Genomic DNA, 10,071 nt, shown 5'->3' with positions numbered 1-10,071 from the left:
GTACGATCACTTCGTTCCCAGCGCCATCGGCCACCTGGCTGGCCGCTCGGAATTCCTGACTTCCTACACGCCCTACCAGCCGGAAGTAAGCCAGGGCACGCTCCAGGGCATCTACGAGTTCCAGACGATGATCTGCGAGCTGACGGGCCTGGAGGTGGCCAACGCCTCCATGTACGACGGCGCTTCGGCGACGGCGGAAGCGGCCATGCTGGCCCGGTCGGCCACGGGGCGCGACCGCGTGATTCTCGCAGGCAGCGTGCACCCCCATTACGTCGAGACGGTCCGTACCTACGCCTACGGGCCGGGCATCGAGGTGGAGACGCTGCCCTGCCCGAACGGCGTGCTGGACCCCGATTTGCTGGCGACAGCCCTGACGGACGACACGGCCTGCGTGATCGTCCAGCATCCCAACTTCTTCGGCTGCCTGGAATCAATGCGCGACCTGGAACGGGTCGTGCACGGCGCGGGCGCCCTCCTGGTCATGGCCGTGGACCCGATCTCCCTCGGGGTCATCGAGTCTCCGGGCGCCTACGGCGCGGACATCGCCGTGGGGGAGGGGCAGTCCATGGGCAACCAGGTGAGTTACGGCGGACCGGCCCTGGGTTTTTTCGCGGCACGGGACCGCTTCGTCCGGCGCATGCCCGGACGCATCGCGGGGCAGACCGTCGACCAGGAGGATCGGCGGGGTTTCGTCCTGACGCTGCAGGCCCGCGAACAGCATATCCGGCGGGACAAGGCCACGTCGAACATCTGCACCAGCCAGCAGCTCAACGCCCTGATGGCGACCATCTACCTGTCGTTGATCGGGAAAGAGGGGTTGAATCAGGTCGCGGAACTGTGCCTCCACAAGAGCCACTACGCGGCGGCGCGCATCGCGGACCTGCAGGGCTACGAACTCGCCTTCGACCGGCCGTTCTTCAAGGAATTCGTGGTACGGACGCCGGCCGACCCCGGCGACATCGTGACCCGGCTCGCGGGCGATGGGTTGCTGGCAGGCATCGACCTGGGACGCTTCCCGTCACTGGGAATCGAAGACGGCCTGCTGATCGCGGTGACGGAGCGGCGGACATGCGCCCAGATCGACCGGCTGGTCGAAGCGCTGGGGCGATTCAGTTGAGTATGGAGAGGATGTACATTGTCTGAGCCGCTTGTATTCGAACTGAGCTCCCCCGGACGAAGAGGGGTCTCGCTGCCCGCGCCGGACGTGCCCGTCAAGCCGCTTTCGTCCTACCTGCCCGAAGCGGACCTCCGAAGCACGCCGCCCGGTCTGCCCGAAGTCAGCGAGGTCGACGTCGTCCGCCACTATACCCGGCTGTCCACCTTGAACTACCATCCGGACCGGGCCATGTATCCCCTGGGTTCGTGCACCATCAAGCACAACCCGAAAGTCAACGAGGACATGGCGGCCCTGCCTGGATTCGCACGACTGCACCCCATGCAGCAGGATGAGACCTGCCAGGGCGGTCTTCAGTTGATGTTCGAACTCTCGAGGGACCTCGCCGAAATCGCCGGTCTGGAAGGGGTCACGCTGCAGCCCGCGGCGGGGGCCCACGGCGAACTGACCGGCCTGATGATCATGCGGGCCTATCACGAAGCGCGCGGACATGCCCGGCGCAAGGTCATCATCCCCGATTCGGCCCACGGCACCAACCCGGCCAGCGTCACCCTGGTGGGCTACGAAACGGTGCAGATCCCGACCAATGCCCACGGGCTCGTGGACACCGGCCGGCTGGCGGAGCTGATCGACGAAGAGACGGCCGCCTTCATGCTCACCAATCCGAATACGCTGGGGCTCTTCGAATCGGAGATACGCACCATCGCGGACATCGTCCACGACGCGGGGGCCCTGCTCTACATGGACGGGGCGAACCTCAACGCGGTGCTCGGCATCACCCGGCCCGGCGACATGGGGTTCGACGTCGTCCACTTCAACCTGCACAAGACCTTTTCCACGCCCCACGGGGGCGGCGGTCCGGGCGCGGGACCCGTGGGCGTACGGAGCGACCTGGTCCGGTTCCTGCCGACGCCCGTGCCGGTGAAGGACGGCGATATGTACCGTTTGGACTACGACCGGCCCGATTCCATCGGCCGCGTCAGGGGATTCGGCGGCAGCTTCGGGATGATGGTCCGGGCCTACGCCTATATCCGGGCCAACGGTCCCGACGGGCTACGCCAGGTGAGCGAAAACGCCATCCTGAACGCCAACTACATCATGCGGCGCCTTGAGAAAAGCTACCCCCGCACCGTCCTCGTCCACGGCACGCAGAAGGAGACGCCCATTCCGGCCGAAGTGCCCTGCCAGCACGAGTTCGTGGCCTCCGGTACCCGGTTCCGCGCGCACGGCGTCCGGATGCTGGACGTCGCCAAGCGCCTGCTCGACTACGGTTTCTACGCACCTACAATCTACTTCCCGCTCATCGTGCCCGAGGCGGCCATGGTCGAACCCACCGAGACCGAGAGCAAGGAGTCCATCGATCGGTTCATCGACGCCATGACGGCCATTGCAGAAGAAGCGGAAAACGACCCGGAGCTGGTCCGGAACGCCCCCCACACCACGCCGGTCGGCCGCCTCGACGAGGCGCGCGCCGCCCATCCGAAGACCCTGAACCTGCGGTATCGGAAGTCCCTGGGGCAGTAGGTCCATTAGGGATCGGTGAGGGCCAGTCGAGGCGGCCCCGCCGTCGATCCCGCCCTCAGCCGGCCATCATCCGGTCGTACGCCGCTTTCGCCGCGACGGAAATCTCCACCGGGTCTTTCTCCCAGTATTCCTCTCGGAAAATCTCGACGGACAGGGCGCCCGCATAGCCTTTCTCCCGCAATACGCCCATCACGTCCTTCAGGGGAAGCACGCCTTCGCCCATGTAGACACGATGCTGGTCGGTCAGGTCGGCCGGCGGCAGGTCCTCGCAGTCGTCGACGTGGACGATCAGCAGAAGTTCTGTGGGGATAGCCCGAATGTCGTCGAGCGGGACGCCCGACTTGTAGTAGTGGAAGAAGTCCACCATCAGCCCCAGGCTGTCGTGTCCGGTCCGTTCGATCACCTCCAGGGCCTCGCGAGGCCCCGGAATGAAGGGATGCCGCCCGAGGGGCTCGATGGCGATCTTGACGCCGTGGGCGGAGGTACGCACGGCGTAATCGCGGACCGTGGCGGCCATTATGTCGTAGGCCTCATCCCGGTCCATGCCGTCCGGCGGCGCGTCGGCGCAGACGAGGAGGACCGGACAGTCGATGGCCGCGGCCACCTTAGCCGCGCGTTCGATGGCCTGAAGCTGTTCCCGATTGTCGGAGAACCCCACCAATCCGTAGGGACACAGCGAGGCCGCGCGCAGCCCGTGCGCATCCAGGCACGCCCTCAACTCGGCGATATCGTGGGTTTCCAGGTACGCATCGAGTTTCCTGGACCAGATCTCCACGGCGTCGAACCCCGCCTTCCCTGCGGCTTCCAGATCCTGCTCGAGCGTATAGGGCATGGTCGTCGCACCGTTGATGCATGAATACATGGCAGGTCTCGCTCCCTCTCTTTTTTGAACCGGGGAAAGCGCGTCCTCGCTTCGGGCCGCTACTTGAAACTGGTCTTTCGCGTCCTTCGCTCCAGAACGCTTTCAGTCATTCATGCATTAGTACCACTTACCCCTCGATTGTCAACCGATCTATGCGGCCCCGTGTCGGCGGTGCGCGGATGAAGCTCTGGCGGTGCACGGGCGGTACACGGGCGTCACGCCAATGGTGTTCCGGCGATGGACATTGTCTAGTTTTTAGGCCGTTTTTTCTTGACCTTCCGCGTCTATACCACATAAAATGAACTGTAAGATCTAACGGTCTCGAGGGCGGGTCTTATGACTCGCCCTTTTGTTGTTTGTGGACCCGGGACTCGGCCCCGATTTCAAAGCAGGACCGGCCAGCCCGGTATATACGAGGGAGATGGAAGCAAAAATGGCCGTTCGCATTCTCGTAGGCGCAGCCTGGGGCGACGAGGGCAAGGGCAAGATCGTCGATTTTCTGAGTGAGCAGGCCGACATCGTCGTGCGGTTCCAGGGCGGCGCCAACGCCGGCCATACCGTCCAGATCGAAGACCAGGAGTATATCCTCCACCTGATTCCCGTGGGTATTCTCCGACCGGAAAAGGCCTGCGTCATCGGCAACGGCACCGTGATCGATCCCGAAGCGCTGATGGAAGAGATCGAGATGCTCGGATCGCACGGAATCGACGTGGAGGGACGCCTGTTCATCAGCCATAACGCCCATCTCATCATGCCGTATCACAAGCTGATCGACCGGGTCGGCGAGGAGCAGAGGCAGGAAGAAGAGCGCATCGGCACCACGGGCCGGGGCATCGGACCGGCCTACGCGGACAAGGCCGCCCGCAAGGGCATACGCATCGTCGACCTGCACGACCACGGCGTGCTGAAGGAGAAGCTGCAGCGAAATATCGATGAGGTAAACAGGATCCTCGCTGCTATCTATCAGGCCGAAGCGCTCGACGCGGACCGGATCATCGAGGAATACCTGGCTTTCGCCCGGCAGATCGGTCCATACGTGATCAATACGTCGGAATATCTGAACGACGCCATTGACGAAGGCAAGGAGATCCTCTTCGAGGGCAGCCAGGGCACGCTGCTGGACGTGGACCATGGGACCTACCCCTACGTCACGTCCTCCAACACGACCACGGGCGCCGCCTGCATGGGGGCCGGCGTCGGTCCCACGCGCATCGACGAGGTCATCGGCGTGGCCAAGGCCTACACCACCCGGGTAGGGAACGGGCCCTTCCCCACGGAGTTTCCCTCCCGTTGGGGCGACGAGTTCCGTCGCATGGCGGGAGAGTTCGGCGCCACGACGGGCCGCCCTCGGCGTTGCGGCTGGTTCGACGCCATGGTCGTTCGATACGCCGTCATGGTGAACGGCATCGACAGCCTGGCGCTCGCCCGGCTCGACACGCTGGACAGTCTCCAGACGCTGCGGCTGTGCGTGGGCTACCGGCTGAACGGCGACGTGATCCCCCACCTCCCCAGCGACGCGAACGTCCTCGCCCGGTGCGAACCCGTCTACGAGGAAATTGAGGGCTGGGACCGGCCCACGGGGCACATCCGGACCTGGAGCGATCTTCCCGTTAAAGCCCGGGCCTATATCGAACGGGTTTCGGAACTGGTGAAGACCGACGTTAAAATCGTCTCCGTCGGATCGCACCGGGACGCGACCATTTTCCTGTAGGGCTTCGCGGGTTTGCCGTATTTAGAGATTGCGCGGATATACCGCAATTTGGTTGACCTTCGGGACGAAACCGCTTATCTTGCTTCGCCTGCGAGGGCGCGTAGCTCAGTTGGCAGAGCAACAGACTTTTAATCTGTGGGTCGAAGGTTCGATTCCTTCCGCGCTCATGGATGCACCGCTAGCTCAATTGGCAGAGCAACTGACTCTTAATCAGTGGGTTCGGGGTTCGATTCCCTGGCGGTGCACTGCCCTCTCCCGGTCGCACCCGCGCCTTCTGGCACGGGTAGATTTGACAGGGAAGGGCAAATGTCCTACCTTCTTTGACATGGGGGTGAAAGGATTCGACGGGAGTGGATGCGGTGGGAATCGCGTGCCGAGGTCCCCGATAACCTCGTTAAACCATTGGGAACAAAATTAACTGCAGACGAACCTTCGTATGCAATGGCTGCCTAACAACAGTTAGCGCAACCCGTTTTTGATCAGCCCCGCCTGCGGGATGGTCAAAAGCGACGATAAAGCAGGCTGGCCGGGCGTCGCGCCTCAGGGCGCCAGGCGAGACTCCACTGAGGCTGGTTCCGGTTAAATCCTGCCTGCTGGAGTTCTCCGGAACGAGACCAAAAAACAGGCTACGCATGTAGACGTTCCCGCTTAGGCACTTCCGGACGGGGGTTCGATTCCCCCCACCTCCATCATTCCATCCTACTCTGTATCCGGCACACGTAGATTACCCTCAACACGTGCGAGCCGGGTGTTTGTATCCCGGACCTCAGGCCGTATTGCGACCAACTCGGTCCTGATCTCGTATCGGGATTCGCTGTGGGCCTGGTTGACGAAAGTCAGGATGGTGATAACGAGTATTCCTACGGCGGTTATGACTTGTGCGCCGAAGGCCTAGTTATCGCGGGACATTACGGTCATCGTTTGACTCCCAGGTTTCAAACCACACGCGAAATCCGGGCAACTTCACTTGAAGTAGTTCATCAGACCAACCACAACCGCTCCCGCTGCCCCAAGCAACGACAGCCCGGCGGTCCCAGCACCGACCAATACCCATATCTTTATATTGGCGATATCTTCTTTTGTTGCGGTGTTTTTGAATTTCTCTTCAATTCGGCCTAGTCTTACCCGGATGTTATCTGCACCGAAATACAAATCATCGCCAACCTGTTTCATTAAATGCTGGATCTCAGCCTGGGACAATGCGGATTCTTCAGGTGCTCTATTCGATACTGGTTTGTTCATTATCCATCCTATCACTTAGTTCAGCAGGCCGTATCCACAGACCCGGTTTGCGTTTGCTTTCGAGCATTGCGCAGGCCCGGAAGCGCCAACTCTTCGGCGATCAGCTCCCTGGATCTTTCTTCGACTGGGCTGTAGATCGAATCGGTGATCCTTCTAGTCGCTATAGTCAGCATTTCGTTCCTCAATCTCGTGTTATCTTAATTAAACTGACAACGGGGATCACAAAACGTCCTGCCTGTTCCTGGATCATGCCCGGACTTTGGATTGACGCCAGGTGCTTTCACACCTAGTTTAACCCTGCTCATCAAATACCTGACGATCTGACGACTCGCACATTTCGTTGTCGTACACATTCGCCGGAACTGCTCGCCTGCATGCAAGTGTGCACACACCGGATAACAGACCAACGCCCGGTGAAAGCAAGCACGACCACTGACATCAACCCGGCCTGCACGATCAATTCAGCATCCGCCACCCCGAAGGAGCGAAAACCCATGCCACCCCATGAAAGTCCACCCGAAGAAAAACCACCTCAAGAAAACATCGACCCGCGTGTTTTCGAACTGTATGACGAATACTGTCACGGCTATATCGACCGGCGCACGTTCCTCAGTCGCGCCGCCGCGATCACGATCGGCGGCGTCTCCGCGCTCTCGATGGCGCAGGCGCTCCTGCCCCGCTACGCCGAGGCCCAGACGATCTCCTTCACCGACCGGCGGATCAAGGGTACTTACGTCGAGTACCCGTCGCCGGGCGGCACGTCGGGGACCATGCGAGGCTACCTCGTGCAGCCCACCGGTGACGGCCCCTTTCCCGCCGTCATAATCTTCCACGAGAATCGGGGACTGAACCCCTACATCGAGGACGTGGCGCGGCGCGCGGCCGTGGCCGGGTTCCTCGCGCTGGCCCCGGACGGCCTGGCGCCCATCGGCGGCTACCCCGGCAACGATGACGACGGCCGTACCATGCAGCGGAGCCTCGACCGGGAGAAGCTGGACCAGGACATGATCAACAGCGCGCGGTTTCTTAAGGACCATGCCCTTTCGAACGGCCGGCTCGGTGCCACGGGTTTCTGCTGGGGCGGGGGCATGACCAATCGCCTCGCGGTGGCCCTCGGCAGCGACCTGGACGCCGGCGTGCCGTACTACGGCGCCACGGCCGCGAGCGAGGACGTGCCGAAGATCGAGGCGGCCCTGATGATCATCTACGCGGGGACCGACCGGCGCATCAACGCCATGTGGCCGGAGTACGAGGAAGCACTCAAAGCGAACGGCGTGGCGTACGAGATGCGCATGTTCGAGGGGACGCTTCACGGTTTCCACAACAACTCCACACCCCGGTACAACGAGACGGCGGCGGCGCAGGCGTGGAACCTCACCGTTGGCTTCTTCCGTAGACACCTCGCGGAATAAGGAGAAGTGGAAAGCCCATAAGAGAAAGCCCATGAGAGAAATCTCCATGAGAGGAAAGCCCATGGACGTTGCACAGATCCGAGACCAGATGCCGGGGCTGCAGTTCGGCGTCTACCTGAACACCGGAGGAATCGGCCAGTCGCCGGTCTGTGTGAATCAGGCGATGGCCGATGGCTATCAGCAGATGCTCAGCGGCAGTGTGGGTCCTGCCGACTTGTACACGAAGGTGGAACAGGCGGCATCGGAAATGCCGGCCAGGATCGCCGAATTCTTCGGGGCCGATGCCGGGGAAATCGCGTTGACGATGAGCACCGGCGAGGGGTACGGCATGGTGCTCGGTGGGTTAAGCTGGCAGCCGGGCGACGAGGTGATCATCACCAATGAAGAACACCCGGTACCCCTGCAGGCCGCCGAGGGCCTGGCGGACCGGGTGGGGGCGATCGTCAAGGTGGTCGAGATCGACCAGGACAAGGAAGTTTTTTTAGATCGGCTGGAAGATACCCTCACCCCGCGGACCCGGCTGTTCTGCTTCAGCCACGTCACTACGGATACCGGGACCCGGTTGCCCGCCCGGGAGATCTGCGCGCTCGCGCAGGAGCGCGGCATTCTCACGCTCTGGGATGGCTGCCAGGCCGTCGGGCAGTTGCCGGTGGACCTGCATGACATGGGCTGCAATTTCTACGCCACCAACTGCTACAAGTGGATGCTCGCGCCCATGGGCACCGGGTTTCTCTTTGTCCGCAAAGACGCGCAGCAGGTACTGAAGCCGCTTCGCCGACCGCACACGCCCGATGGCACGGCCCGCCAGTACGAGACCGGGACGCCGTCGAGCCTGCTCTACCAGGGTCTCCGCGCCAGTCTCGATTTCATGGACGGCATCGGGGGACCCCAGGCCATCGCGGAGGAGGCCGGCCGCAAAGCGGAATCGCTGCGCACGCGCTTCGACGCCGTACCCGGCGTGCGGGTCATCAGCTCGCGCCACGCCGATACCCAGTCCGGCATCGTCGCTTTCGCCATCGAGGGCATAGCGGGTAATGAAGTCTCCGAGGCACTCCGGAACCGCTGGCAAATCACCCAGCGGGGCACCTACATCAACGAACCGACCGGCGTGCGGATTTCGGTGGCGTTCTACACCAGCGATGCCGAGCTGGACACGCTGGTCGAAGCGGTGACGACCCTGGCGGGGGAGGTGGTTTAGCGGTTGGCACGGTAGGGCAGGAACCGGTTTTTCGAGTCAGCGATCCAGGTTTCCCGCTGCGTGATTGTTTCCCGCTACGTGATTGTTCCCCGCTGCGTGATTTAGCCCGAACCGGAACCGCTCCGGTCCCGCGACGCCGCTCCATCACGGCAGAACAATTCCAGACACGCGACGACGGATTCCAATTGCTCTTCGTCCCACACCTCGGCCATGCTGGTCGCGCGTTGCGTGACGAGTTCCATGTACCGGTCTGCAATCAGCTTGCCCATAGCCGTGATTTCACAGATTACGACTCTTCGATCATCCGGATCCGATTTTCTGTTCAGGTACTTCCGATCGACCAGTTTTTTGACGACGTTCGTGGCGTGAGACTGCGTGCTGCCCAGGTGATCGGCAATCGTGCTCATACGCAGCGGTCCGTTCTGATTCAACACCTGAAGCGTGTTGACGTGATGGACGTTCAGATCCAGTATCCGCAGCCTGACCCAGTTCCCGCCGGACATCAGGCGATTCAGCTGGTCCACCACGGACACGAACCGGTCCGTTAACTCCCCTCTCCTGTGTTTATCCATAATCACGCTCGCACTTCGACAACCGTATGCGCCTTCTGCCTGGTTTCTGTATACTGTATAGAACCCGGCTTTGAGTAAGACCCGGTTTCTATGCACACTGCGGTGCAAAACGAACTGCAACACGTGTGCATGGCTTTCTATTTACTTATGTCGGTGACACTTAGGCTGTGTCAAGCAATATCTTGAAAAATCGAATAATACGGGTTAAATTAATTAACAATTCGATTTATTTTATTATATCTGGCGCGTTGTTCTGCCAGAAACTGCTTTCCTCAAATCACGCACATCGCCACTTTTCTGGTCCGAGCCCCGGACGCGGGTCGTAACCGTCCCTTTTTCCGCCTGGACCGCCTAACGGATACTCCCGGGTACTACCGCTATGACCATTTTGACCGAGACCATCCACCTCGCACACGAACTCCGTCTCGTCCATAAT

The 10,071-nt window shown here is 61.5% G+C and carries 8 protein-coding genes, 2 tRNA genes and 1 other RNA gene; 8 read left to right on the top strand and 3 right to left on the bottom strand.

Annotation, left to right across the window (positions count from 1 at the left end):
* Nucleotides 1-1,117: aminomethyl-transferring glycine dehydrogenase subunit GcvPA (locus F4Z81_15930; GenBank protein ID MXW06532.1), on the top strand; the 1,117-nt coding region annotated here is incomplete at its 5' end.
* 18 nt (nt 1,118-1,135) lie between these two features.
* Nucleotides 1,136-2,638 carry a glycine dehydrogenase subunit 2 gene (locus F4Z81_15925; protein MXW06531.1) on the top strand — a complete coding sequence of 501 codons (1,503 nt, stop codon included), beginning with the start codon at nt 1,136-1,138 and terminating at the stop codon, nt 2,636-2,638.
* Nucleotides 2,639-2,693: 55 nt separating this feature from the next.
* Here F4Z81_15925 and F4Z81_15920 read toward each other — a convergent pair whose 3' ends face one another.
* Nucleotides 2,694-3,500 (bottom strand): sugar phosphate isomerase/epimerase, encoded by an 807-nt coding sequence (locus tag F4Z81_15920; protein MXW06530.1) that lies wholly within the window; start codon nt 3,498-3,500, stop codon nt 2,694-2,696.
* 433 nt (nt 3,501-3,933) lie between these two features.
* Here F4Z81_15920 and F4Z81_15915 point away from each other — a divergent pair, with 433 nt between their 5' ends.
* From F4Z81_15915 to ssrA, 4 genes are all read left to right on the top strand, one after another.
* Nucleotides 3,934-5,211 (top strand): adenylosuccinate synthase, encoded by a 1,278-nt coding sequence (locus tag F4Z81_15915; GenBank protein MXW06529.1) that lies wholly within the window; start codon nt 3,934-3,936, stop codon nt 5,209-5,211.
* A 94-nt stretch (nt 5,212-5,305) separates the two neighbouring features.
* Nucleotides 5,306-5,378 (top strand) — tRNA-Lys (locus F4Z81_15910).
* A gap of 5 nt (nt 5,379-5,383) precedes the next feature.
* Nucleotides 5,384-5,456 (top strand) — tRNA-Lys (locus F4Z81_15905).
* Nucleotides 5,457-5,538: 82 nt separating this feature from the next.
* Nucleotides 5,539-5,903, top strand: a transfer-messenger RNA (tmRNA) gene (ssrA, locus tag F4Z81_15900).
* Between the two features lie 271 nt (nt 5,904-6,174).
* Here ssrA and F4Z81_15895 read toward each other — a convergent pair.
* On the bottom strand, nt 6,175-6,453 hold the full coding sequence (locus F4Z81_15895) for a hypothetical protein (protein ID MXW06528.1): 279 nt from the start codon (nt 6,451-6,453) through the stop codon (nt 6,175-6,177).
* A 494-nt stretch (nt 6,454-6,947) separates the two neighbouring features.
* Between F4Z81_15895 and F4Z81_15890 the strand changes: the two genes are divergently transcribed.
* Both F4Z81_15890 and F4Z81_15885 read left to right on the top strand, forming a co-directional pair.
* On the top strand, nt 6,948-7,865 hold the full coding sequence (locus tag F4Z81_15890) for a dienelactone hydrolase family protein (protein MXW06527.1): 918 nt from the start codon (nt 6,948-6,950) through the stop codon (nt 7,863-7,865).
* A gap of 31 nt (nt 7,866-7,896) precedes the next feature.
* On the top strand, nt 7,897-9,063 hold the full coding sequence (locus F4Z81_15885) for an aminotransferase class V-fold PLP-dependent enzyme (protein ID MXW06526.1): 1,167 nt from the start codon (nt 7,897-7,899) through the stop codon (nt 9,061-9,063).
* 101 nt (nt 9,064-9,164) lie between these two features.
* On the opposite strand, the gene F4Z81_15880 is transcribed toward F4Z81_15885, so the two are convergent.
* Complete coding sequence (locus F4Z81_15880; GenBank protein MXW06525.1) at nt 9,165-9,635, bottom strand: MarR family transcriptional regulator; 471 nt, start codon at nt 9,633-9,635, stop codon at nt 9,165-9,167.
* Between the last annotated feature and the right edge of the window lie 436 nt (nt 9,636-10,071).

Source organism: Gemmatimonadota bacterium, assembly GCA_009835325.1.
Classification (GTDB): Bacteria; JAAXHH01; JAAXHH01; order JAAXHH01; family JAAXHH01; genus JAAXHH01.
The sequence above is the reverse complement of the archived record's forward strand: the minus strand, read 5'-3'. Positions and strand labels throughout refer to the sequence as shown.